This is a genomic window from Paenibacillus sp. TAB_01 (assembly GCF_043945595.1).
Taxonomy (GTDB): domain Bacteria; phylum Bacillota; class Bacilli; order Paenibacillales; family NBRC-103111; genus Paenibacillus_S.
Genome location: NZ_JBIFNP010000001.1, coordinates 1,475,001 through 1,500,829, shown reverse-complemented (window position 1 = coordinate 1,500,829; position 25,829 = coordinate 1,475,001). Strand labels below are relative to the sequence as shown.

The window sequence follows — 25,829 nt, the reverse complement described above, 5'->3', positions numbered from 1 at the left end:
TTTATTTTTCCTTCATAATCGATTTCATCGTTTGATTCGCTTTATCCATGATCGCCTTCGGATCTTTGCCGAGCATAATTTCCTGGGTCAGCGTCTGCATGACGCCTTCGCCTTCAATTTCATTCAGCTCAGGGAATACGGCCGGGTACGGATAAGCGGTCGTCTTGCCGATCGGAATCCATTTCTCAAGAATTTCTTTCCGCTCCGGATCGTCCTTGAAATACGGATCCTCTGTAAACGATTTCTTAACCGGCAGCTGGGTGACATGCCCCTTCGTCCACAGCGCCTTATTGTTTTGCGACCACCATTTCATGAACTGCTTCGCTTCCTGCGGGTGCTTGGATTGCTTGTAAAGCATGATGTTATTGATCCAATAAATCGTCCCTTTCTCGCCATGCGGCCCGGTCAGCGGGTCCATCAGCCCGATTTTATCCTTCAGCTCCGGCAGCTGGGCAGGAAACCCGGGATTTTTGATAATAATGGCGGCGTCGCCCTGCCCGAACGACTTGGTAGCGTCATCGCCGGTAAAGCCTGCTCCGGCTGGGTTAATCGAGCCGTCCTTCACCATATCGGCCAGCAGCTGAACCGCTTCCACATTGCGTGAATTCAAGAAATCGACTTTCTTGTCTTTGTTAAACAGTCCGCCATTGTTGTTCAGCATAAGCGAAAATACGTAGTGCGTCCCCCCGGTATCGCCCGGCATGACCATGCCGTACTTCCCGTTCCCGCTTAATTTTTTGGCAGCCGCTCTAAGCTCCTCCCACGTTTTCGGCGGTGTAACGCCGGCCTGCTGGAACAGGTCTTTGCGGTAATAAGGAACGCGGATATCTATGGCCCACGGCAGAGCCACATAATGGTTATCGTACTTCATTAAATCCACGGTATTGGGCAGAAAATCATCCCCGTTTTTCTTGAGATCGTCGACAACGTCGTCAATCGGCAGAATGGCGCCCATCTGCGAGAACTGAAACGCCTGATAGCCTGCGCCGGTACTGATATCCGGAGCCGTGCCCGCAGCGATCGCCGAAGTGAAGGTTTGGTACCAATTGTTCCACGGTGTAGACTGGTAGCTGACCTTGATATTCGGGTTCTCACTGTTGAACTGGTCGACGAGCGCCTTGGCCGTATCGATATATTCCGGCGGCCCCCAGACCATGTCCCAGAACTGCAGCTCGACCTTGGCGCCATTGCCGGCGGATGGATTCGATTTGGCGGCGTCTTGAACGGAACCGGATGGCTGGGATTGCTGTCCGGCATCCCCCGAGCAACCCGCTGCGGAAGCGGCCAATACCGTTGTAAGCAGCACAAGCATCGTTTTTTTCATCCCACTCAACTCCTCTTTAGTGTGGTAAACCCCTGCCCTGCGGATAAGCCGGGTAAAAACGTTTTCATTTTCCTGGAAGCTTCCCCTTTAAACACCCCTCCCTTCTATTGCTGCTCTTCATTCCTGAGGCTCGCCCCGCAGCTGTCCCGAACGACGAGCTGCATTTGAAAAATAATTTTTTTGGGTACCAGCTCATGTATGTCTTTGCCTAAGGAATCCATAATCATCTCGACCAGCGTCCTGCCGATATCCTGCAAGGGCTGCCGCACAGTCGTCAGCGCCGGCTTCCACAGCCGGGCCGAATGCACATCGTCGTAGCCGACGACGGCAATATCCTGGGGAACCGACCATCCGTGCTCCTCCAACGCCTTGATCGTGCCGAAAGCCAGCACATCGTTGCCGCAAAAGAGGGCTGTGAAACGCTCCCCGGATTCCAGCAGCCGGCGCGCCGCCTCGTATCCGTTCTCAAATGTAGGCAGGCCTTCGATGCGCTGGATCAAAGCTTCGTTAACAATGAGATCGTTCGTCATAAAAGCATTCCGGTATCCGAGCTCGCGCTTGGCGGAAACGGAAGGACCGCCAATATACCCGATATGACGGTGCCCCTGCCGGATTAAATGATCCGTCGCATCCGTCGCCCCTTGAATATGGTCGCCGAAGATGCAGTTCGCTTGAGGGATTCTTGGATCCAGCGTCACAATGGGAATGTCGTACCGCTTCGTCAGCGCGATCAGATCCGACATCTCTTTCGCCGTCTCGATGACGGAGGAGCCATAGATGATGCCGTCCACCCGCTTCTCGATAAACGACTTGGCGAACGCAATTTCCTTCTCCCTCTGGTGATCGGTCGAACCGATGAGCAGCGTATAGCCCAGCTCCCACAGCTCCTTCTGCACAATATCCAGCAGGAAGACCCAGAATTCATTGGTCAGTTCCGGGACGAGCATGCCAATCGTTTTGGTCGACTTTTTGATCATCGTTCGCGCATTTTGATCCGGCTGAAAGTTTAGCTGCTCAATCGCCTGCTGTACGCTGTCGCGCGTCGATGGCTTGACTTTGTTTTTTTCGTTCAATACGCGGGAGACCGTAGCGATGGAGACGCCGGCCAGCTGTGCAACCTCTTTAATCGTTATCTTCATGGATCGGACCTCGTTTTGTGCTGGTATTTGTTTGTAAACGTTTTTACGGTTTACTTGATACTACTTATATTGGGCATGCGGGGAATTTATGACCGTTAGGCTGGAAACGCGAGCAATTAAACCTATGCGTTTGAGCCATTGGAAGAAGTGGGGAATGAGATTCCCAACGCTGTGTAACTCTATTAATCTATGTAGTGCGGACACGAGCTTAAAGGCAGCCGTTGCTTTAATCCGCAGCCTGACAAAGCGGCCGCTGTATGGCAGCTAAATATTGCTTGACTCTCCGGTAGCAAACTGTTAGCATAAGCATGTAACCGCCTAGAGAGCGCTTACTGTCAGTTTTATGAATATAACTGTGACGGTTGGAGTCCATTAGAGAAAACCCGAACGATCGGATACGCTCGCCTGCGAGCTTATCCGATCGTTCGGGTTTTTGTTTTGTTGACCGGACTCCTCCCGGATAAAGGAGGTGGGTCCCTCAGTTTACGGCCAAGCAGGATGAAGTATTGAATCAAGACGGAAAGAATCACATAACGAAGGAGGTAGCGGTATGCTTCAAGTTCAAGCATGGAGCCTGATGAAAAGGCGGTTCAAACTACTCGCATCGGTTGTTCTCTCCCTTCTTATTTCGGGGTTGTCTGTTTTCCCCGCATTTGCGGCGACTCCACAGAATACTGTCAACGCTTCGGCAACACTCGCTTACAATCTCAAAGGACTTAACCACAACGTGGCTGTTCAGAAAGCTTACATCGCTTCAACGTATGTTTACGTCACCCAGCGGTCGGGAGGCACGTGCTATTGTCTAAAGAAAATAAAGTTATGAACTGAAAAATAAAGTATTAGACTAGCGCCCCTTGATTAAGCTAACGGGCAGTTTAGTTGAATAGTATTTCAAATACAAAATATGGTATTATGCAAGTAGTATTTTTATGACAGTCAATGCAGGAGGCGAATGGAATTGAATACTCCAAGCAGAATTTCTAAAAGTCGCTTTGAAAAAGCAAAAACATACATAATGTCAAAAGGGCGAGAATTAGAACGCGCTCGGTTCGAATTCGAATTTGAAAATGGGAGCAGGGAAAGTGTTATTGCTCAGCTTCGAACATTTCAAAACGTGGACGGTGGATTTGGGCATGGCATAGAGCCTGATTTTTGGTTACCACATTCATCGCCAATGGCCACATGGGCTGCAGGACAAATCCTTATGGAAATAGACGCGGACATTAATGAACCAATAGTTGGGCCGATGATTGGTTACTTGACAAACACAAATGACATTGAAACAGGAATGTGGGACTCCGTGTTGCCTGAGAATAACGATTACCCACATGCTCCTTGGTGGCATTGGCATCTGGGTGTTCAGAAAAAATGGATGTTTAATCCCAGTGCAGAACTTGCTGCTTTTCTTATTCATTGGTCTCCCGAAAAAAGTGAAGCTGCGGAATTAGGTTGGAATTCCATCCAAAAGGCAGTATCACATCTAATGAGCAGAACTGAAATGGACAGGCATGAAATTAACAATTTTCAGCAATTGCTTAAAATAATAAAGCCCCATGAAGCCATGTTTAGTGTCAGAATTCAATATTCATTGAATGACGTTTCCGAAAAAATTTTGGGGTTAGCGGAACAATGTGTTGATAAGGATGCATCCACATGGACAGAAGGCTATAAACCTCTTCCACTTGATTTTATTGACGGACCCGACCATCCTCTATGTGAAAGATTCGGTTCATTGGTAGAACAAAATCTCAATCTTTTTATTGAACAAATGTCTGAAGAAGGAATCTGGGACATCTCGTGGGGGTGGTCAGATTTTCCGGAACAATTTCGAGTTGCAAAGAAAAATTGGAAGGGCATTCTGGCCGTTAATCGCTACAAGCAACTCAGGGTGTTTGGCTATTTGGAATAGACATTATTTAACTATCGGATACGTTAGTTGAATGAAAGAGCGACAGTCTAGGACTATATTTTCTCGTCCTTGGCTGTCGCTCTTTCAATTTCTATGGTCAGTCTAACACTTATTTTCCAGAGCCCGACGGTTTGACGATTCGAATTGTCGCGTGGAATAAGGATATCCAGTCTAGTACTTTATTTTCTTATGACAGCTATCTCTCCAGATTGCTGATTAACGGGAGCGATGCGACGTATGTAGATGAAATGACCGTCACCAATGCCGATCACTGCCAAACACTGGACATGTACACCTATAATGATATAAATTACTTTTATTTCAGCTCGAAGGGCGACTCCTCAACAACGTATAACTGGTCGCTTCAAGTAGCAAGACTTCAATACTCGCCTGGCGCAACCTATGATTATACGGATCTTCATCGCTTCACCTATATGAATTACGCCAACGAAACCGGCAGCCGGTTAGGCGAAACCTACCGAGTGGATGCCGGCGGCAACAGTACCCACACCGTGTTCCGCGTGCAAACGGCCGAAGGAACGGTAACCTGGTCCGATTTATGACACGGTCGCCTTGAACCAGCTTCTTGACGGCAATGAACAGGTACGCATGGACAGCGCAGCGGCAAAAAGCGCCTGCGTTGGCAGCTTCACGCAGTCGGGCAGCGACATCGTCAGACCGAACGGTTCTTTCCAAGGAACCGATATGCTCAGCAATACGGAAATCTATACATCAGGCGGGGCGGAAGGCGATACTCCGCAGATTGCTATGATGTCCAATACAGGGACATACAAGACCCTTGTAAATATTACTATCGTAGGAACCCATGAAATCGAAGGAGTTCAGACGAAAAACAGCAACGTTTATTTTACTATCGTGACAGACCCCGTAAATAAGAAGAATACGCAGAAAATTTATTACGTGCCTGACAGCAAATTTTAAGCTTCCCATGGCTTGTACGCAAAAAATCTCGTCTCCTGAGAGACGAGATTTTTTTATAGACCAGATTCTAGCTTACGCTTTGCCGGACCGCTTCTTTACGCCGTTCCTTCAGAAGAAAAGTCAGCGGCACCGCAACGATGCAAATGATCATGGCCGTCAGGAAAACGTCCTGAACCCCCAAGGTCATCCCCTGCTCTTTAATAAACTGGGCGCTTGCCCCTGCTCCCGCAGTCAATTCTTTCTGATGAGAGACCGAGCGGGCGGTGAGTAAGGAGCTGAAAATCCCAATGGATAAAGCCCCCGTCGCTTGGCGCATCCAATTCGTCACCGATGAGGCGTGGCCGGATTTCTCCTTGGCAATGGCCGACATTCCCGCGTTCATAACCGGCATAAACGCCAGCGCGATCCCGATATAACGGATCGTCATCCAGAACGCCACATACATATGCGTCGCTTCCAGGGTAATATGGCTTAATTCCCAGGTCGATACAATCAGCAGGATGATGCCGCCGAGAATGAGCCAGAAAGGACCCGTTCTCGAATACAGCTTACCGACGATCGGAGACGACACCGCCATCACCAAGGAGCCCGGCAGCAGCACTAAGGCCGTATTAAACGCCGTCGACTGTTGAATATCCTGGAGAAAAATAGGAATGAGAAAGGTGCCCGAGTATAACGATGCGGTTATGACGCAGTTGATAATCACGCTGCAGGTGAACCGTTTCGTCCGGAAGACGCTTAGATTCAACAGCGGCTCCTTCAAAGCCAGCTCCCGGCGGATAAAATAGATCAGAGTAAGGATGCCAATGAGCAGGAAGGTAATCGTCTTCCCGGAGGTCCAGCCCCAGCCGTTCCCCTCGCTGAATGCAAGAATGATACACGAGCTGCTAATAATAACCGTCACAAAGCCGGGCAAATCGAATGTTTTCGATTGGCTGGCACGGTAATACGGCAGACACTTGAGGGCAACCGCAATCGCGATCAATCCGATCGGTAAATTAATAAGGAATAAGGATCTCCAGCCAAAATACCCTGCCAGCCAGCCGCCCAATGTCGGCCCGAAAGCCGGCGCCAGCATCGAGGACAGGCTCCACAAGCTCAGCGCGAACGCCTGTCTGTCTTTCTCGATAAATTGGTATACCATCGTCATCGTCGTCGGTATGATCAGGCCGCTGCAAACCCCTTGCATAATGCGAAAAAACACCAGCACCTCGATGTTCCAAGCCACCGTGCATAAAGCGGAGAACAGCGTAAAACCGGACAACGAAAAAATGTACAGCCTTTTGTAGCTCCACCGGTCTCCGAAGTAACCGACCACCGGAGCGACGACGCCTGTCGCCAGCAAAAATCCCGTAATCATCCACTGAACTACGCCCAGCTCCGCCTGAAAGTCCTTCATAAATATAGGAAAGGCCACATTAATCGTCGTTGAGCTGAGGATGGACATGAAGTTCCCGAAAAAAATAGATAAAATAATAAGCCAGAATGAAGTGCTTTTTGCCGTCTTGGTTTCCAATCGTGCTTCCACCCGCTTCCGTTTAATAGAAAAATGTTCATTTGTATGTAGTTGTATAATACATTTAATTATGCACTTGTATTATACAACTAGATGACAGAATGTCAATTCAAAAATGAACAAAAAGGGCAGGAAAAATAAAAGAAACCTGAGCATTGTCCGATGGAGATGAACCTTCCAAAAGACAACAATCAGGTTTTTCACGCGATTAAGCTTATCAATTTAGGTGACACCGCAAAAATTAAGAGTTCTCTTTATTGGCCCCGAGCTTGTAAGCGCTGAGTTGACGCTAATGGAATACTAGACGAGTGGCATCGCTCGCTAGACTTGGAAAATTATCACACTCTGCTTTGATGGTACATCGCTTTATTCCATAGTTTGACTTTCATAGCTTCATCTATACAGCTCACATAGAGCAGCTGGTAATAGTTCCTTCTCGTTTTATGCCAAAAGGATTTCATTTTAAAAAGGATATCCACGTACATAACCTCCTTAAAACTATATCGGTTCATGTGTACGAAGATATTATAGCTTACTTTACCTTTATTGTGTTATCTTTCGTTTGCAGCAAGGATATAGCCCAGTCTGCGCAGACGCAGCTTGGGCCCAAGCCGTGGCTTGAACCTCTTCCGCTCCATGCGTTATCAAGCCTTGGCCTTCGCCAGCAAATACAGGAAATAGGGCGCGCCGATGATGGCCACAACAATGCCTGCCGGAATTTCCGTCGGCTGCAAAAGCCAGCGGGCGAGCGTATCCGCCACGATCAACAATAAACCACCGGTCAGCATGGACGCAGGCAGCAAATATTGCTGCTTCGGTCCTACCAGCTGCTTGGCCAGGTGCGGCCCGATCAGCCCTATAAAGCCAATTGCGCCGCCGATGGCAACGCAGGAGCCTGCGAGCGCAACCGCGGCCACAAGCAGACCCAGCCGCTGCCGCTCGACATGCGCCCCGAGGCCTGTGGCCATCTGGTCCCCTAAATTCAACACATTCAACGCATTGGCTCTAAGTATCACGTAAGGGACGAAGACGACAAGCCACGGCAGCAGGGACAGCACGAATTTCCAGTTCGTCCCCCAAATGCTGCCGGCCAGCCAGACGGCGACGAATTGATAATTTTGCGGGTCCAGCCTGATGGTCAGCACGATCATCAGCGCGGTGATGCCTGCCGCTACCCCGATTCCGACCAGAATAAGCCGTGTCGGGGATATACCGACTTCCTTTTTATAGGACAGAAGATAGATCAGAGTCGCAGCCGCTCCCGCACCCAACAAGGCACAGAACGGCAGCAAATAAACGGACCCCATCTTCTCTACCGGATAGAACGAGATGAATAGGACGACCGCCAAGCCGGCTCCGCCATTGATGCCCAGAATACCGGGATCAGCCAGCGCATTGCGCGAAAGCCCTTGAAGAATGGCCCCGGACAGAGCCAGTCCTCCTCCCACAAGTACGGAGATGACGATGCGCGGCAGACGAAACTCAAACAGGATAAGCTCCTGCTTGGCTGTGCCGTTCCCCAACAGCGTGCCAATGACGTCTCCCGGCGATAGCCGGATAAACCCCGTATTCATACTAATGATGAATGTAATGACAATAGCGCCTAACAGCAGCGCCATCATCGTATAGGCTCTTACGGCCCGCTTACGAATAACATTCTCGGTAACGGATTCCATCAGATTAGAGCTCCCTCCTTTCCTTGCGTGCCAGATAGAGGAAGAACGGAACGCCAATCAACGCGATGAGCGCACCGATAGGCGTCTCAAAAGGCGGGTTTACCATCCTTGCGCCAATATCGGCAATAACCATCAGCAGCCCGCCCAGCACGGCCGAGCACGGAATGATCCACCGGTAATCGACTCCGACGAGCGCGCGGGCGATGTGGGGAATCACGAGCCCTACGAAGCCGATCGAGCCGACAGCGGATACCGCTGCACCGGCAAGCACCAGCGAAATCAGCGTGCCGGCCAGCTTGATCCAGCCTGTCCGCTGCCCCAGTCCCGACGCGATCTCATCGCCGAGGCTCAGCACGGTAATGGAACGCGCCAGCAGCAGCGCGGCGACGGTGCCGCCGACAATCCATGGCCAGACGATGTTGATCTGCAGCCACTTGGTGCCCGCCACCCCTCCCGCATACCAGAAGGCCAAGTCCTGCGAGATGTGGAAATAAAGGGCGATGCCTTCGCTAAGAGCGACCAGCAGCGCGCTTACCGCGGCGCCCCCCAGGGCGAGCCGCACGGGCGTCAGCCCGCCTTTGGCGATAGACCCTATGCCGTAAACGAGCCCTGTACCGACAGCCGCACCGGCGAAGGAAAACAGAATCAAATAATGAAACGGAAGACCCGGAAAAAAAGCGAAGCAGAGCGCCAGCACGAAGCCGGCTCCCGCATTGATTCCAAGCAAACCGGGATCGGCGAGCGGATTGCGCGTCATCCCCTGCATAATTGCGCCGGATACCGCAAAGCCAATCCCGACGAGCGCTCCCGCAAAAGCCCTCGGGAGCCGGAGCTCCTGAATAATCTGATGCTGCGTCAAATCCGGGTTAAAGTGAACAACAGCTTCCCATACGGTGGCCAATCGAATATCGGCCGCTCCTACGGATACGGAAACCATCAAGCCGAGCAATAAGGCCGCGAGACCTCCAACCAAAATCAAAGTGGCGACCAAAGGCCGTGAACGCAGCTTCGGTCGTGAAGCGGCAGGCGCTTCGGATACTGAACTCATGTGATAAATCCCCTTTCATAATACCCCAGGCGGAACAACGGGAAACCGCCGTGCGCCATGAGTATCCCAAGCTCATCTTCGATAATGATTCTCATTATCGTAAATGATAGATTGTTTTGTCCCAAATTGCAATGGATACCTGAAAATTCGACATTCGGTGGCCCAAAAGGAACAGCCCCGGCACCTTAAAAAAGGTACCGGGGCTGCTTTTGGAAAATTAAGCGTGTATTGGCTGGGCGATCCAGCGATCCAGCCAATCCGCCTCTGCCGCTTACCATACGGCGATATGTCCGTCCGTTCTCGGCTCCGTGCCTCCGACGAACCCTCTTCCCGCCGGATTGCGGAGGATGATCTGCCCGCGGCCAAAGCTGAGAGAGGACGGGCTGCACAGGATGTGATGCCCTTTGCGCTGAAGCGCCTGCGCGATATGCGCCGGGAAGCCCGGCTCCAGCTCGACCGTCATCCCCTGCTTCCACTGCCAGCGCGGAGCATCCAGCGCAGCCTGCGGATTCATATGAAAGTCGAGCAGGTTCATCATCAGCTGTACATGCCCCTGCGGCTGCATGAATCCGCCCATAATGCCGAAAGGCCCTACCGCCTCCCCATCCTTCGTCAGAAAGCCGGGGATGATCGTGTGGAACGATTTTTTCCCCGGCGCGAGCGCATTCGCCTTCGATGCGTCAAGAGCAAAGTCCGCGGCGCGGTTTTGTATTGCAATGCCGGTATCCGGGATCACCACTCCGGAGCCGAAGCCCATGTAATTGCTCTGAATGAGCGAAACCATATGGCCCTGCTCATCCGCCGCGGCGATGTAAACGGTGCCTCCGCGGGGAGGCTGTCCTGCCAGCGGCTCGCGTGCCTTATCTCCGATGAGGGCCGCACGCTCCTCCGCGTATGCATCCGACAGCAGCTCCGCAGGCGTTACCTTCATCTTCGCACAATCCGTCACATGCTCGAAGCCGTCGGCGAAGGCCAGCTTGACCGCTTCGATCTGCTTGTGAACCATCTCTACGTCATCCCTGCTCGTGACGGCAAGACGCTTCAGCACATTCAGCGCCATCAGCGCTACGATGCCTTGGCCGTTGGGCGGAATTTCCCATACGTCGTAGCCGCGGTAATGAACCTTTATCGGCTCTACCCACTCCGGCTTGTATGCTGCCAGATCGTCCGCGGTTAAATATCCGCCGTGCGTCTGGATGAAGGCGTCGATCTTCTGCGCCAGCCCCCCGCGGTAGAACGACTCCGCATTCGATTCCGTGATAGACCGCAAGGTCTCCCCATGGTGCGGATACGTGACGTAGTCCCCCGTCGCCGGATACCTGCCGCCGGGGGCGAAAGTTGTGTACAAAGGCTCGAATTCCGGGCCTTTCTCCATCCGGTTGAACTTCGCGAATTCGTATTCGAATAATGCGCCAAGCGTAGCCGACACGGGGAAGCCCCGCTCGGCGTATTGAATCGCCGGCTCGAACAGCTCGGCAAAAGGAAGCTTGCCGAACCGCCGCGACAGCTCCGCCCAGGAAGCAGGCGCTCCCGGTACCGTCAGAGGAACGATGCCGTACTGCGGCATCGTCTGGTACCCGCGCGAACGCAACGCTTCAATAGACAGACTCTGCGGCGCCGGCCCGCTGCCATTCAGTCCATGCAGCTTGCCTTCCGTCCATACGAGCGCGTACAAGTCGCCCCCGATCCCGTTGGACGTCGGCTCCAGCACCGTCAGACTGATCGCCGCCGCGAGCGCGGCATCGATTGCGTTACCGCCCCGCTTCAGCATGTCCAGCCCCGCCTGCGCTGCCAGCGGCTGGGAGGTGGCTACCATGCCGCGGGAAGCGTAAGTGCATGTGCGGCGGGACGGGTTAGGATAATGATGCGGATCAAAGGTCGCCATGCTCTGCCCTCTCCTTTTTATCCGATTATAATTGAGCGTCCAGCCAGTCGTAGGCCACCCGGCCGGAGATTTCATGCTCCCCGTCGAACAGATCGAGCGCCAGCCTGTCCTTGACATCCAATAAGGAATATACAGACCCAAGTTTCTCATAAGCTTCCAGCGTGCCCTGCTCCGGGAAAATACGATCCCTTGTCCCGGCTTCGAGAAGCAGCGGACGCGGGGCAATCAAGCTGAGCACATCCGGCATCTCCGCAGCGAGCGAGAGACCGGGAACATAATTGTCGATGCAATGATGGATGGAGAGAAGACTCGCCTGAAACGTATTGGCGAAGCCGCTGACAACCGCCGCCGAAATCCGTTCGTCGACAGCGGTCGTATATGAACATACCAATCCGCCGCCCGAGATGCCCATACAGCCGATCCGCTTCGCATCGACATCGTTTCTTTCAAGCAAATAGTCGACGCAGCGCATCGTTTCATACACTCTGTATCCGGCCATCGTTTTGCCCATCGCAAGCAAAAAGCTGGAAATCCGGTTGCAGGAATTTCCGTCCTTGGCATTCTCGACGAGCTTCCGGTCTCCGAACCCGAGCAGCTCCGGCGCCACGACAAGAAATCCCCGGTTCACGAGCTCGACGGCGAAATTTTTCTGGTAGCCCGCTTCTCCCGTTTTATCCGATCCGTCGGGATTCAGCCCTACAATGTCCCTGCTCCCGTAGCCATGCCCGTGACAAGCAATGACAGCCCGCCGCTTCTCCTCGGCAGCATCCTTCGGAATCAGGACATATATCGGCATGTACAGCTGCTCGAAGGTTTGAATCTGTATCCTTTCCCTTCGATAAGTGCCGCAGTCGACCGATTCCAGAAGCGTGACCGACAGCGGCGGCGCTTGCTGCGGGAAGCCGCCTAACAGCTGAATGAAGCGTTCCCTGAAACTCTGCTTCCAGGCATGCCACTCCGTCTGCGAGCCGCCTTGGAAACGATCCGTTAATGAAGTGCTGTTGTACAAAAACGTTAAATAGTCATCCGGATTCCACATGATCGACACCTCCGATAAATCGTCCTCCATAACCATAACCATTCATTCTCTCAATAATACCGCTTGTTCATCCGCTTCAATAGCGGCTTTGCTGGCGAGCAGCAGGTCCTGATGCGAAATGCGGTACGGCTTCCCCGCTATCCGCTGCAGCAGATCCCCGGTCACCGATACGGGTGCCTGGACCAGATTCACCTGATGAAATTTCTCTTGATGCGTCATGGCAAACATCAGTTCGTCACCACCGACCGACGGATCGCCGAATAACCGCAGCTCCACGCTGCCCTTTGTTCCCGTTACGAAAACCCGGCAGTCGCCGAATGCCCAGCACTGCTCGGGAGTATGCCAGTCGGTATACAGCTGGGCCATTACATTCCCCTCCATCCGAACCTGAACGGCAGCGCAATCGTAAAAATCCGGATATTCCGGCAAAATATTTTTGATCATGACGCTGCTAACGTGGCGGATCTCCCTGCCTGTCAGCCACCGGAGCAAATCGAAATCATGGATGAGCAGGTTCACGATGATGCCGCCGTTTTGCTCCTTGGAGAAATGCCACGCAGGCCGTGACGCCGGGGTCAGCTTATGGGGCTTGCGCATCGTGATACTGATGAGGTCGCCCAAATATCCCTCCTCCGTCAGCTGCTTCAATGTAACAAGGCAGCTTCTCTCTCGGGATGTCAGCAGCATGCCTACCTGAATCTGATCCCGCTGCAACACGGCTTCAAGACGGTTCAGTCCGTCTCTTGAAGTAACGGCCGGTTTATCCAGCATGATGTGCTTTCCGTGCTTTTCACATAGTTCAATAAGGCCTATCTTCTCATTATTGATGGCTGAGCTGCCTACAATCGCCACCTCGGGAGCAAGCACACGCTCCAGACTATCGCACAGCGGGATGTCGTACTTTTTCGCCAGGGCTATCGCCAGTGACGGATCGTCCGCCTCATAAATTCCCGCACACGCGTACCCGAAGCCTATCATCTCCCGAATGAACATCTCGATATGGCCATGGCGGCAGCCTATGATACTAAATTCGCGATTTTCCATACTTTTCCTCCTTAACCCTTCAATCCGCTGGTACTGATGCCCTCGACGATATATTTCTGGAAGCAGAAGAACACGATTACGACAGGTAAGAGCGACAAAGTCGACATGGCGAACATGCCGCCCCAATTGCTGAGCGAATCCGCATCGAGAAACAGCTTCAGCGCGAGCGAGACCGGGTAAAGCTGCGGCTTGTTCAAATACAGCAGCGGTGTGATGAAATCGTCCCATCGCCAGTAAAACGAAAAGATCGTCGACGTCACCAGCGCAGGCACGATGAGAGGCACAATGATCCGAAAAAATATCGAATATTTGCTGCAGCCGTCCATCTTCGCCGCTTCATCCATTTCCGGAGGAATCGTCCGAATGAACTGCATAATCAAGAAGATAAAGAAAGGCGTACCGAAAAAATGCGGAGCGATCACCGGTTTAAACGAGGACAGCCACCCCAGCTTCGAAAACATCACGTATTGGGGAATGATGGTCACGTCATGCGGCAGCATCATCGTCATCATGACGCAGCTGAACCAGAACGACTTGCCCCAGAACGGAATCCGGGCCAGTCCGTAAGCGACTAATGCAGAAGAGAAAACCGCTCCGATCGTTGCGAAGATCACAATAATGAAGGAGTTTTTGAAAAAGACGGTGAAGCTGTTCGAGCCGAAGCCCTTCCAGCCGCTCGCATAGTTGCCGAACTCCAGCCGGCTCGGAATCAGGCTGTAGGCGGTGGAAAATATTTCGCTGCTTGGCTTCAAGGAGCTGGCAGCCATCCAGAGGATCGGGTAGATCATCACCAGAGCCAGGAGGCTTATCACCACATGATACAGAATGGCTTTCCTATTCCGTGTCCGCATGCTACCTCTCTCCCTTCGACTCATAATGCACCCAATACGAGGACGTTTTGAAGATGGCGAAGGTAATCGCAGCAATAATAATTAACATGACCCAGGCCATGGCCGAAGCGTAGCCCATTTCGAAGAAAGCGAAGGCTCGGCGGTACAAGTACAGCGAGTACAGCAAAGTATTATCGAGCGGGCCTCCTTCTCCCCGGGATATGACATAGGCGGGGGTAAACGTCATGAAAGCCGAGATGATCTGCATGATCAGATTAAATAAGATAATCGGGCTCAGCAAAGGCAGCGTGATTTTGTAAAACCGGCGCCAGCCGCTTGCTCCGTCTACGCTTGCGGCTTCATAATAGGTTGCCGGAATATTTTTCAGACCCGCCAGAAAGATAAGCATCGAGGAGCCGAACTGCCATACGGAAAGCGCGATTAATGTCCATAAAGCCGTCGAAGGACTGCCGATCCAGGAAGTCGTCGTATGAATCCCGATCAGCCCCAGCACCGAGTTGAACAAGCCTTCGGTCCCGAAAATCTGCACCCACATGATGGATACGGCCACACTGCCCCCGATCAGCGAAGGCAAGTAGTAAGCGGACCGATAAATCCCGATCCCCCGGGCGGTGCTGTTCAACAGCATGGCAACAATTAATGCGAAAATCAGGCGAAGCGGTACGCTCGCAAACACATAGGTGAACGTCACGTGAAGCGATTTGACGAATTTCTCATCGTCGAGCACCATTTTCCGGTAGTTGTCGATGCCGATCCACCGAGGCGATTCAAACAAATTATAATCCGTGAATGAATAATAGAAGGAAGACAGGATCGGGTACAGCGTAAAAATCAGAAATCCGAGTACAAACGGCGCAATGAATACATAGCCGACCACATGGTCATTCTCACGCAGCTTCATAGATTACCTCCCTTGGCAGCAGACAGGGTACAATGCGGTAAAAGGAACCAGAACAGCGCGTGCGGCGCTGTTCTGACATTGGTGTGCGGGTTATTTTTTATTTTTTATTTTTCGCCAGAATGGCGTTCGCCTCTTTACTGAACTTGGCGGCCGCGTCGGCAGGCGCAATTTTGTTATACAAAATTTGCTGGCTCGTATCCGTCAGTAATTTGGTTACCTCTACGGCGCCAACGGGATCGATCGGGTTATCGGAGACCGCTGTTTGACCGGCCCATGCCACGTACTCCACGACTTTTTGTTCCTCCGGCTTCAGCAGCGGTTTGATCGCATCCTGCACCTTCGTGGAAATCGGAACCCCTCTTTCCCCTTTCATAATTTTGTTGGCTTCAATATCGTTAATCATAAAGTTAACGAACTTGATGGCTTCCTCTTTATTTTTCGAATTTTTGGCGACGGAGAGACCTTGGCTGGACTGCAGGTATAAGCCTTTGTCAATATTCGGCCCCGGAGGCGGCGCAATCTCTAAAGGACGTTTGGCAATAGCCGCATCCGCTGCGAACAGATTAGACCACGTGAACGTAGTTCCCGCATTGCCAAGCACGAGCTCGTCGTCCTCCGGCACGCCTTTCTTCTGCGATTGTTTATCCAGGGGAAGCAAATACCCGTTATTGTACATCCGCTGAAGTCGGGTATAGTAATCCGTGAACAGCTTATTGTCCGTGTAGCCGAGCGCAGTGCCGTCCGCCTTAAACAGGTTTTCTCCATAGGAGCGGAGATAATAAGCCAGGAAGTTCCGGTCATCGATATTGGCGGCGGCCAGCTTTCCTTTTGCTTTCAGCTTGGCTCCGATCGCTTCAAGATCGTCCCATGTCCAGTCTTTGGATGGCAGATTGGCGCCGGCGTCTTTAATCATCTGCGGGTCATAAACAACCGCCAGCGCGTTGACGCCAAGCGTAAGCTGGTACTGCTTGCCGTTATACTGGCCAATTTTCAAATAACTGTCGGAAATCGAGCTTTTGTCGATTTTGCCGTTCGCCATATAGGGGGCAAGGTCTTCCAATTGGCCTCTGTCCCCAAACTGGCTGACGTAAGCCACGCTCATTTGAATGACATCGGGCAGATCGTTAGCTGCCGCCTGCGGAACAAGCTTTTTCCAATAATCGTCGAATGAAGCGTACTCCGCCTCAATCTTGACATTCGGATTATTTTTCTCGTACATCTCAATCATTTTCAGCGTATAATCGTGCCGTGACTGTCCTCCCCACCAGGCGACGCGCAGCTTGATCGGTTCCTTGCCTTTGCCGGTATCGGTCTGAGCCTGCGAGGGCTGCGATTCGCCGTTTCCTGCAGCAGGGGCGGTATTGCTTGAGCTGCAGCCGATCGTACCTGTCAGGAGCATGGACAACGATAACGTTAGCGCAAACGTCTTTCTCATAAATTAGCCTCCCTTGAATTTGATTTCGCTCCCTTAATTCGTTCCTTCACTTGTTCCATTCGGCTTCCTGATCAAATCCCCGATGAGAATCGAGCTGCCTTCCCGCATCGACTTGTTGGCTGCAAAACCGATCGCATTGGACATCGCTCCGTCCCAAGAGCTGGCCTGCTGATGCAGCGGATCATTCAGATTCCCGCGGAACAGCATGTTTAACAGCCGTTCGTCACCGCCTCCATGCGCCCCCGTTGCAACAGGGATTTTGTAGGTGATCTCCTCCTGCATGCGGTTGTATACCCGCAATCGGTTGATGTCCTCTCCCGCATAGGGCCCTACCTCGCCGTGATAGGTTTCGGCCTCCATCCGGCCTTCGCTCCCGTTGATCGCCAATCGGAACCCTTCCAAAGGGGAGTGCGCCGTCAACGAATAGCTCATCAATGCGCCGCCGGCATATTTGACGTGCAGACTGACGGAATCTTCGATATCGATTTCTTCCGAAAAAACGCACTGATCGCGGTAATAAGCATCCACATCTTCGCAATCCAGATAGAGGTCCCGGTTAGAGAAGGCTTCGATATCAAAATAAAACTCGCAGGTCTGCTTATGACTACAGGTAAGACATCGCGTCCCCCGCTGCTCCCGGGTCGGCCCGTAAAACCGAAGCGTGCCGTATGAGGAAACCTGTACGGGCTCTTCTTCCAGCAGCCAATTAATGAAATCAAAATGATGGGTAGATTTATGAATAAGCAGCCCGCCTGAATTTTCCTTGCGGCGGTGCCACCTTCTGAAGTAGTCCGCGCCATGACGGGTATCGAGGAACCATTCGAAGTGGACGCTCAGGATGGAGCCGATCGTCCGCTGCTGCAGAAGCTCTTTGATCCGTGCGGCAAAAGGTCTGTATCGCATGTTAAACGTCACCGTTACTTTGCGGCCTGTCCTCTGCTCCGCCTCCAGAATGGCATTGCACTTGTCCTCATCTATCGTCAACGGTTTTTCTGAAATCGCATCACAGCCCATCTCCATCGCTTTAATAATGTATTCATGATGGTATTTATCGATGGTGGTGACGAGAACAATGTCAGGCTTCGCATCATGAACCATTTGTTCGAAGCTTTCATATACCGGAAACCCTCCGCCGCACTTTTGCTGAAGAAGCTCGGCGCGCTTGATGTTGGTGTCGTATACGCCAACGATTTTGGCGACATCCGAGAATTGCTTCACCATGGGAAGTGCAAACATCGATGTACATCGGCTTCCCGCTCCGACAATCGCGTAGGTTTTCATACGCTCACCCCTTGTTCGATTATGATTGAATATTCGGAATATTCTGTCAATAATTTCCAGAAAAATCCCTTTAGCTGCGCTCATAGACCGTTTCGCCTGCGGCTACCGTCTCTACAATCGTCCAGCCGCCCTCCGGTCTCACTTCGTACAGAATCATATCCGCCGGAGAACCGGGCTGAATCGTGCCGATCCCTTCTCCATCCAGACCGAACAGCTCCGCCGGATGCAGGGAAGCCATCGTGATGGCCTCGCCGAGCGAGGCGATTCCCGCAGCTGCCACATTGTGGACTCCCTTGTGCAGCGGTGTGGCCGATCCGGCTAATATATCCGGCGTGCTTGCCAGGTGCAGGAAGCCGTTCTCTTCCAATATCACGTCATCATTGATATGCGTGTGGTATCTGCCCGGCGGCATACCGGCCAGGTTTACCGCATCGCTGGTCAGAATCGCCTTCCTCCCTTTGGTGCGAATCATCACCTTCAGCGTAGACATCGGCAGGTGAAAACCGTCTCCAATGAGTCCTGCCCATGCCCGGTCACTCCGCAAGCTGCGCCCAAATGTAATTGGGATGCCGCTTTATGTACGGATGCGCACCGTTGCCGAGGTGCGTGCTCATCGTGACGCCCGCCTCGACGGCGGCCTGAATGTCTGCCTCTGATGCGGCGGTATGACCGATAGATGCGACAATGCCGAGCTGGCGCAGCCGCTTAATGAACTCAATGGCACCCGGCCGCTCCGGCGCCAAGGTGACCTTGCTTATACGCCCAGCTGCTGCCTCGTTCCATTCCAGAAACTCATCCCAATCCGGATCTCTCACCCACTTCAGGTTATGCGCTCCGCGCGGACCGTCTTCCGGAGAAATAAACGGACCTTCTACATGAATGCCGATAACGGCATGAGCGACCTGGGGATCCGTCTCGCAGGCTGCGGCCAAGGTCCGGATGCAGTGAAGCATACGCTCCCTCGGTCCCGTGACAATCGTCGGGCAAAAGCGGGTTACGCCGCCCTGGTGAAGTACTTTAACGATTTGCCTCACCGTATCGACAGTGACGTCCGTGCCGTTCAAATCGAATCCGCCGATCCCGTTCAGCTGCACATCAATGAGCCCTGGCGCGATCCAGCGATCCGCCGTAAGCTGATTCGTCTGCTCTACGGCTGTGACCCTGCCGTCTTCCACATTGACGGTAACCGGAAGTCCGGTCAGCCAGTGTTTACCTGTCCATGACTTTCTCATACGGCTCGCTCCTTTTGATTACACAACGAATAGGCCTTAACTTACCGCGATGAATAGGCCCTTGATTGTTCCTGGCTTCACAAACCGGCTTCTATTCCGTGGCTGCCAAGAGCGCGCGATCCGCCTCGGAAGCCGACTGCTCATCGATGAATAACGTATAGTTGGGGTGGGTTTTCAGAATCGTGGCCGGAACCTGGTTCGTGACGCCATGGGTGAACATATCTTTTATCGCCCGTGCTTTTACCTTATGGGGAACACAGGATACGATCATCTTGCTTTGCAGGATTTGGTGCACGGTCATCGTGATGGCCTGGCTTGGAACCTCTTCGAGCGAAGCAAACCACCCTTCCCCTACCTGCTGTTGTTTGCAACGATCGTCCAAATTTACAATCATATAGGCCTCTCTGGTATTAAAATCGGCCGGCGGGTCGTTGAAGGCGATGTGTGCGTTCTCGCCAATGCCGATTAACGCCAAATCGATAGGCGCCTTGCGGATTTCCGAGGTTAAGGCGGCGATTTGCTGCCCAAGATCTCCCTCGCCATTTACGAAGTGGGCACGATGGAGCGGAACCGGCAGCAGATCCACAAACCGTTCCTTTAAATATTTACGGAAGCTTGCCGGGTGCTCTTGCGAAAGATGCACATATTCATCCAGGTGAAACATCTCCACCTTGCTCCAATCGATATCCTTCGTGATCAGCGAGGCCAGCGTTTCAAACTGCGAGGCTCCCGTCGACAGCAGCAAGCGCGCCCCTCCCTGTTCCTCAATGCAGCGCTGCAGCTCCCGGGAGCAAAGCTTCGCCGCTTCACGTCCAAGCTCTCTTGCATTCTCCAGAATAGTTACGTTCATCTTAACTCCTCCTTATCCGATGCTCCGCATCAATAGAAATCGATTTCTATTAATGAAGATGTTGTATCTTTATGCGGCAATCCGCGATTTATTCCAACTTGGCAACCGAGTCCCGCGGGATAAATTCAGGCTGCAGCATGATCTCTTTTTCCGCTGCAGCGGAGCCGTTCATCAGGTCCATCAGCATCCGGCAGGCCAGTACGCCCATCTGGTATTTAGGCAAATTGACGGTAGATAAGGAAGGCGTCAGCATTTGGGACAGATCGATATTGTCAAATCCGATCACCGACAGCTGACCCGGCACATCCACCTTTTGCTCCTTCAGCTCGTTAATCACGCCGGCGGCGGTCAGATCGTTGCAGCATAAAACAGCCGTCGGCCGTTCGTCAGCCATTAGCAGCTTGCGTGTCAGCTCTTTGCCGTTATTGAATTCAAACGTACTGCTGTACGCCGTATTCTCGCAGTCCTCCGATATCTGGACCCATTCCTGAAGCGGAACGATTCCGGCTTTGCGCATCGCGTCCTGGTAGCCTTGATGCAGCTGGAGCCGGCTTGGACGATTTAACGCCGCAGATAGAAAAGCTATCCGGCGGTGCCCGCTTTGGATCAAATACTCGCATGCAAGATACGCGCCATACTGGTAATCGAACCCCAGTTGATAGACTTGGCGGTTATTGATCCGTTGGTCGATGGAAATCATTTTCACCCCTTTATCCAAATAAGCATTGAGCCAGCCTTTTTTGGGTGAAATCGACGATAAAATAATTCCTTTCACCTGCTTCTCCTGAAGCGTCTGCAAGTATTCCGCCTCGAGCTTCGGGTTTTGGTGAGAATTGCACAAGAGCACTTGATAGCCGCCATTTCTCGCAATCTCTTCAATCCCCAGAACCACGTCGGCATAAAACGGATTGCTAATCGACGGAATAATAACTCCGATAGACATACTGTCATTTTTCTTCAATTGCCTGCCCAGCATATTGGGCGTATAGTTGAGCTGCTTCGCGGCATTTTTTATTTTATCTCTCATTTCGCTGCTAACCGGATAATCGCTGTTGCTGAGCACTCGGGACACGGTTGCGGCGGAAGCGTTGACCAGCTGTGCGATATCGTAAATGGTAACGGGCTTTTCGGACATCGTCTCACCTCATCATGTATTCCCTTCGCATTGACGATAAGGGCTGTGATAGCTGCTGACTTGCTGGAGCTTTCTCTTTCCTACTATCTCTATGTATGAGCTGACAAGCCGCACTATGTCCGATTAAATAAAGAAAAAACCTTCCTATGCTGAGATAGGAAGGTTTGTGCTCATTGATCACTTAACAATGGTTGCTCAACAGCGTGACGATCGAAGCTCTGATTGGTTATCCATATCATTTCGCGCGATTTTTGCTCCTGCGATGATAGACGAACCAGGCCGAGCCAATAATGCCAATCGCCAGCAGTACACTAAATAGAATGATATAGCTCAAGTGAAATAAGCTCATTATGGATTTCCCTCCTTAAAGAACAGCTTCCGGACGTTAAGATGCATAGGCATAATTTACCCCAAATCGTTCATTTTTAACCTCTTACGATACAAGAATCCCCGTACATCGGCAAGCTGCGGCGGACCCTTCCAACGATATTAGGCATTGACAGGTACTGCCCGCGGTGATAGTATCTTCAAAGACATTATAAGGCGGCCGGCGGACCGCAGTAATGAAAACGCACATGCAAACTCCAGTCTTCCACGGGAAATCAGGAGTCTGCATACTTGGGTCGATCCGGATGAAACGCTTCAATTCAATCTCGTACAGATCCTTGAATTTGACAGAAAAGAATGTGATAACGTGGGCCAGCCCAGTTTTGTAAGCCGGAAGCAAGCTTTCCTGGAGAAATATTTTTCCGGAGAGTCTATCGATTACCGTCAAATCATCTCGCTGTTTACGCCCATTCTGATCGATCAAGCTTTTCTGGTAGGTCTAAGCCTGGTGAATACCGCCATGATCAGCTCGTCCGGTGTTGAAGCGGTCAGCGCGGTCAATATGGTCGATTCGATCAATATGTTCCTGATCAGTACGTTTATCGCCGTGGCTACAGGCGGAACGGTTGTGGTTGCCCAATATAAAGGAAGCGGTAACGAACCGATGGTTTCCAAAGCTACGGCCAGTACCGTTTCCGCCGTGTTCTTGTTCGCGCTGTGCATCAGCGCACTTGTGGGCGTGTTTCATATGCCCTTGCTGAACGTTCTGTTCGGAAACGCTTCGCCGGATGTGCTTGGCAACGCCCAGATCTATCTGGTCGGAAGCAGCATCTCTTATGTAGGAATAGCCGTTCAGGAAGCCGTTTGCGGCGCGCTGAGGGGCATCGGAAAAACGAGAGCCTCGCTCATTTTATCTTTGATTATGAATCTGTCCTACGTCATTCTAAACATTATTCTTATTAACGGTTTGCATATGGGTGTGCTTGGTATGGCCATATCCGTCAACATATCGAGATATTTGGCGGCCGTCTGCTCCCTGTTCTTCCTAGCAAAAATCGTAACAAACACCAACTCCTATTTCCGACTCAGGGAGCTGGTCAAAGTCGAAGTGACGATGCTCAAAAGGATTCTTTTTATCGGAATCCCTTTCGCGGCGGAACAGATGTTCTTTAATGGCGGGAAAATTTTAACTCAGATCTTCGTTGTGAGTCTGGGTACTTACGCTTTGGCGACCAATGCCATCTGCTCATCCATTGCTGTCGTGCTGCAGATTCCTTCCAGCGCTTTATCCCTGACCGCAATAACCGTAGTGGGTCAATGCATGGGCCGGCGAAACATCGCGGATGCCCGAAAGCTGACCAAATCGTTTCTTTGGCTGTCGTCGTTGTCCTTCTTTTTGATGGCTATGCTGATTCTGCCTATGTTTCAGCCACTGGTCGGATTATTCCACCCTCCGGCCGATATTGTGGACGATATCTTCATCATCATGGTGATCAATGCGGTAGCCCAAGTCCTGCTCTGGCCGATCAGCTTCTTATTGCCTTCGGCGCTTCGGGCGGCGGGCGATTCCAAGTTTACGTCGATCACCTCCATGCTGTCCATGTGGCTGTTCCGCGTCGTTCTCGGATACATCCTCGGCATTGTTTTTCACTTTGGCATTATCGGGGTGTGGATAGCGATGAATTGCGAGTGGGGCGTCAGGAGCCTCGTGTTTTTATGGCGGTTTAGGGGCGAGCAATGGTATAAACACCGGTTGATTGAACCGGCTTCGGCGGATTAGAAGCGATAGTAAAAGCACGGACCCCGACGGTCCGTGTTTTTTGGCTTTCTCTATGTCATAAGATGAATACTCGCGCCTTCGTTTCCCGTATGGCGATCGGTAAAATAGAAAGATCCTGAAACCGTATGGTCTCAGGATCTTCTTGTGCTTGGCGACGTCCTACTCTCCCGGAACCCTTCGGTTCAAGTACCATCGGCGCTGGAGGGCTTAACGGTCGTGTTCGAGATGGGAACGCGTGGCTCCCCTCCGCCATCATCACCAAACGATGTGCTTTCGTTAGAAAGCTGGCTACGTAAGCCTGGGATTTTTCGAAGCGTTGCTTCTTCGAAAACGCTGCAAGAAAATATCCATCCCTATAAGGGACATGCAGCTATTTGTTCAAGGTTGCACCTTGAAAACTAGATACGAAACAAGCATACATCCTTCTTCTTTGCTTTCTCTTGGATAAGCCCTCGACCGATTAGTATTCGTCAGCTCCATACCTTACGGCACTTCCACCCCGAACCTATCTACCTCGTCGTCTTCAAGGGGTCTTACATACTGGGAAATCTCATCTTGAGGGGGGCTTCACGCTTAGATGCTTTCAGCGCTTATCCCGTCCGTACGTAGCTATCCAGCCGTGCTCCTGGCGGAACAACTGGTACACCAGCGGTACGTCCATCCCGGTCGCTCTCGTACTAAGGACAGCTCCTCTCAAATTTCCTGCGCCCACGACAGATAGGGACCGAACTGTCTCACGACGTTCTGAACCCAGCTCGCGTACCGCTTTAATGGGCGAACAGCCCAACCCTTGGGACCTACTTCAGCCCCAGGATGCGATGAGCCGACATCGAGGTGCCAAACCTCCCCGTCGATGTGGACTCTTGGGGGAGATAAGCCTGTTATCCCCAGGGTAGCTTTTATCCGTTGAGCGATGGCCCTTCCATGCGGTACCACCGGATCACTAAGCCCGACTTTCGTCCCTGCTCGACCTGTTTGTCTCGCAGTCAAGCTCCCTTATGCCTTTGCACTCTTCGAATGATTTCCAACCATTCTGAGGGAACCTTGGGGCGCCTCCGTTACTTTTTAGGAGGCGACCGCCCCAGTCAAACTGCCCACCTGACACTGTCCCCATACCGGCTTACGGTACCAGGTTAGAACTCCGATACGATCAGGGTGGTATCCCAACGTCGCCTCCACCCAAGCTGGCGCTCAGGCTTCTCAGGCTCCCACCTATCCTGTACAGATCGTACCAAAGTCCAATATCAAGCTGCAGTAAAGCTCCATGGGGTCTTTCCGTCTTGTCGCGGGTAACCTGCATCTTCACAGGTATTAAAATTTCACCGGATCTCTCGTTGAGACAGCGCCCAAGTCGTTACGCCATTCGTGCGGGTCAGAATTTACCTGACAAGGAATTTCGCTACCTTAGGACCGTTATAGTTACGGCCGCCGTTTACTGGGGCTTCGGTTCATAGCTTCGGGGTAAACCCCTAACCACTCCCCTTAACCTTCCAGCACCGGGCAGGCGTCAGCCCGTATACTTCGCCTTGCGGCTTCGCACAGACCTGTGTTTTTGCTAAACAGTCGCTTGGGCCTTTTCACTGCGGCCCCCTCGGGCTATTCACCCTACCGAGGCACCCCTTCTCCCGAAGTTACGGGGTCATTTTGCCGAGTTCCTTAACGAGAGTTCTTCCGCGCGCCTTAGCATGCTCTGCTCGCCTACCTGTGTCGGTTTGCGGTACGGGCACCTTCTCCCTGGCTAGAGGCTTTTCTTGGCAGCCTGAACTCATGACCTTCGCTACTATCATTTTCGCTCCCCATCACAGACCAGCCTTAACGATGTGCGGATTTGCCTACACACCAGCCTCTCTGCTTGGACGGACATCCATCAGTCCGCGTCACTATCCTTCTGCGTCACCCCATTGCTCATAACGGTTCACGGTGGTACAGGAATTTCAACCTGTTGTCCTTCGACTACGCCTTTCGGCCTCGCCTTAGGTCCCGACTTACCCTGAGCGGACGAGCCTTCCTCAGGAACCCTTAGGCTTTCGGCGGATCAGATTCTCACTGATCTTTTCGTTACTCATACCGGCATTCTCACTTGTGTATTGTCCAGCGCTCCTTACGGTACACCTTCAACCTATACACAACGCTCCCCTACCCAAGTGCAAATCTTGTTTGCACGAGCCATAGCTTCGGTGGTGTGTTTAGCCCCGTTACATTTTCGGCGCAGAGTCACTCGACCAGTGAGCTATTACGCACTCTTTCAATGGTGGCTGCTTCTAAGCCAACATCCTGGTTGTCTTTGCAACTCCACATCCTTTCCCACTTAACACACACTTGGGGACCTTAGCTGATGATCTGGGCTGTTTCCCTCTTGACAATGGATCTTAGCACTCACTGTCTGACTCCCGGGATAAAGTATGTGGCATTCAGAGTTTGACTGGACTTGGTAACCCTTGGCGGGCCCCGCACCCAATCAGTGCTTTACCTCCACTACTCATCTCCCGAGGCTAGCCCTAAAGCTATTTCGGGG

The 25,829-nt window shown here is 52.1% G+C and carries 18 protein-coding genes, 2 rRNA genes and 2 pseudogenes (1 of these 22 only partly in view); 4 read left to right on the top strand and 18 right to left on the bottom strand.

Annotated features, from left to right (window positions below):
• Nucleotide 1 precedes the first annotated feature (1 nt).
• Together ACHHV8_RS07195 and ACHHV8_RS07190 are read right to left on the bottom strand one after the other, a co-directional pair.
• The gene (locus tag ACHHV8_RS07195) at nucleotides 2-1,324 is read right to left on the bottom strand and encodes an ABC transporter substrate-binding protein (protein ID WP_395157670.1); all 1,323 of its coding nucleotides are present in this window, start codon (nucleotides 1,322-1,324) and stop codon (nucleotides 2-4) included.
• Between the two features lie 104 nt (nucleotides 1,325-1,428).
• On the bottom strand, nucleotides 1,429-2,463 hold the full coding sequence (locus tag ACHHV8_RS07190) for a LacI family DNA-binding transcriptional regulator (RefSeq protein WP_395157669.1): 1,035 nt from the start codon (nucleotides 2,461-2,463) through the stop codon (nucleotides 1,429-1,431).
• A gap of 550 nt (nucleotides 2,464-3,013) precedes the next feature.
• Here ACHHV8_RS07190 and ACHHV8_RS07185 point away from each other — a divergent pair.
• The 3 genes and pseudogenes from ACHHV8_RS07185 to ACHHV8_RS07175 all read left to right on the top strand — a co-directional run.
• Nucleotides 3,014-3,262, top strand: a pseudogene (locus tag ACHHV8_RS07185) (hypothetical protein); the annotation flags it as partial.
• Between the two features lie 153 nt (nucleotides 3,263-3,415).
• Complete coding sequence (locus ACHHV8_RS07180) at nucleotides 3,416-4,372, top strand: hypothetical protein (RefSeq protein ID WP_395157668.1); 957 nt, start codon at nucleotides 3,416-3,418, stop codon at nucleotides 4,370-4,372.
• A 197-nt stretch (nucleotides 4,373-4,569) separates the two neighbouring features.
• Nucleotides 4,570-5,314 (top strand): annotated as a pseudogene (locus tag ACHHV8_RS07175) (hypothetical protein); the annotation flags it as partial.
• Between the two features lie 67 nt (nucleotides 5,315-5,381).
• On the opposite strand, the gene ACHHV8_RS07170 reads toward ACHHV8_RS07175, so the two are convergent.
• From ACHHV8_RS07170 to ACHHV8_RS07105, 14 genes are all read right to left on the bottom strand, one after another.
• Complete coding sequence (locus tag ACHHV8_RS07170; RefSeq protein WP_395157667.1) at nucleotides 5,382-6,830, bottom strand: MDR family MFS transporter; 1,449 nt, start codon at nucleotides 6,828-6,830, stop codon at nucleotides 5,382-5,384.
• A 644-nt stretch (nucleotides 6,831-7,474) separates the two neighbouring features.
• Entirely contained in the window at nucleotides 7,475-8,506 is a 1,032-nt protein-coding gene (locus tag ACHHV8_RS07165) for a FecCD family ABC transporter permease (RefSeq protein ID WP_395157666.1), read from the bottom strand.
• A gap of 4 nt (nucleotides 8,507-8,510) precedes the next feature.
• A complete protein-coding gene (locus ACHHV8_RS07160; protein WP_395157665.1) occupies nucleotides 8,511-9,554 on the bottom strand; it encodes a FecCD family ABC transporter permease in 1,044 nt (347 codons plus the stop codon).
• A gap of 271 nt (nucleotides 9,555-9,825) precedes the next feature.
• Nucleotides 9,826-11,439: a gamma-glutamyltransferase family protein gene (locus ACHHV8_RS07155; protein ID WP_395157664.1), complete on the bottom strand. Its 1,614-nt coding sequence runs from the start codon at nucleotides 11,437-11,439 to the stop codon at nucleotides 9,826-9,828.
• A gap of 25 nt (nucleotides 11,440-11,464) precedes the next feature.
• Complete coding sequence (locus ACHHV8_RS07150; RefSeq protein WP_395157663.1) at nucleotides 11,465-12,478, bottom strand: alpha/beta hydrolase family protein; 1,014 nt, start codon at nucleotides 12,476-12,478, stop codon at nucleotides 11,465-11,467.
• A 42-nt stretch (nucleotides 12,479-12,520) separates the two neighbouring features.
• Complete coding sequence (locus ACHHV8_RS07145; protein ID WP_395157662.1) at nucleotides 12,521-13,522, bottom strand: Gfo/Idh/MocA family protein; 1,002 nt, start codon at nucleotides 13,520-13,522, stop codon at nucleotides 12,521-12,523.
• 11 nt (nucleotides 13,523-13,533) lie between these two features.
• Nucleotides 13,534-14,373, bottom strand: coding sequence for a carbohydrate ABC transporter permease (locus tag ACHHV8_RS07140; RefSeq protein ID WP_395157661.1), 840 nt, complete (start codon nucleotides 14,371-14,373; stop codon nucleotides 13,534-13,536).
• Between the two features lies 1 nt (nucleotide 14,374).
• A complete protein-coding gene (locus ACHHV8_RS07135) occupies nucleotides 14,375-15,274 on the bottom strand; it encodes a carbohydrate ABC transporter permease (RefSeq protein ID WP_395157660.1) in 900 nt (299 codons plus the stop codon).
• 97 nt (nucleotides 15,275-15,371) lie between these two features.
• The gene (locus tag ACHHV8_RS07130) at nucleotides 15,372-16,709 is read right to left on the bottom strand and encodes an ABC transporter substrate-binding protein (protein ID WP_395157659.1); all 1,338 of its coding nucleotides are present in this window, start codon (nucleotides 16,707-16,709) and stop codon (nucleotides 15,372-15,374) included.
• Between the two features lie 33 nt (nucleotides 16,710-16,742).
• The gene (locus ACHHV8_RS07125; RefSeq protein ID WP_395157658.1) at nucleotides 16,743-17,990 is read right to left on the bottom strand and encodes a Gfo/Idh/MocA family protein; all 1,248 of its coding nucleotides are present in this window, start codon (nucleotides 17,988-17,990) and stop codon (nucleotides 16,743-16,745) included.
• Between the two features lie 70 nt (nucleotides 17,991-18,060).
• Complete coding sequence (locus ACHHV8_RS07120; RefSeq protein WP_395157657.1) at nucleotides 18,061-18,480, bottom strand: amidohydrolase family protein; 420 nt, start codon at nucleotides 18,478-18,480, stop codon at nucleotides 18,061-18,063.
• Between the two features lie 43 nt (nucleotides 18,481-18,523).
• Nucleotides 18,524-19,222: an N-acetylglucosamine-6-phosphate deacetylase gene (locus ACHHV8_RS07115; protein WP_395157656.1), complete on the bottom strand. Its 699-nt coding sequence runs from the start codon at nucleotides 19,220-19,222 to the stop codon at nucleotides 18,524-18,526.
• A gap of 91 nt (nucleotides 19,223-19,313) precedes the next feature.
• The gene (locus ACHHV8_RS07110) at nucleotides 19,314-20,072 is read right to left on the bottom strand and encodes a glucosamine-6-phosphate deaminase (protein ID WP_395157655.1); all 759 of its coding nucleotides are present in this window, start codon (nucleotides 20,070-20,072) and stop codon (nucleotides 19,314-19,316) included.
• 88 nt (nucleotides 20,073-20,160) lie between these two features.
• The gene (locus tag ACHHV8_RS07105; RefSeq protein ID WP_395157654.1) at nucleotides 20,161-21,207 is read right to left on the bottom strand and encodes a LacI family DNA-binding transcriptional regulator; all 1,047 of its coding nucleotides are present in this window, start codon (nucleotides 21,205-21,207) and stop codon (nucleotides 20,161-20,163) included.
• A gap of 694 nt (nucleotides 21,208-21,901) precedes the next feature.
• Between ACHHV8_RS07105 and ACHHV8_RS07100 the strand changes: the two genes are divergently transcribed.
• Nucleotides 21,902-23,314 (top strand): MATE family efflux transporter, encoded by a 1,413-nt coding sequence (locus ACHHV8_RS07100; protein ID WP_395157653.1) that lies wholly within the window; start codon nucleotides 21,902-21,904, stop codon nucleotides 23,312-23,314.
• 146 nt (nucleotides 23,315-23,460) lie between these two features.
• Here ACHHV8_RS07100 and rrf read toward each other — a convergent pair.
• Nucleotides 23,461-23,577: ribosomal RNA gene (gene rrf, locus ACHHV8_RS07095) — 5S ribosomal RNA — on the bottom strand.
• Between the two features lie 177 nt (nucleotides 23,578-23,754).
• Nucleotides 23,755-25,829 (bottom strand): 23S ribosomal RNA (locus ACHHV8_RS07090); it runs 877 nt beyond the window's last position.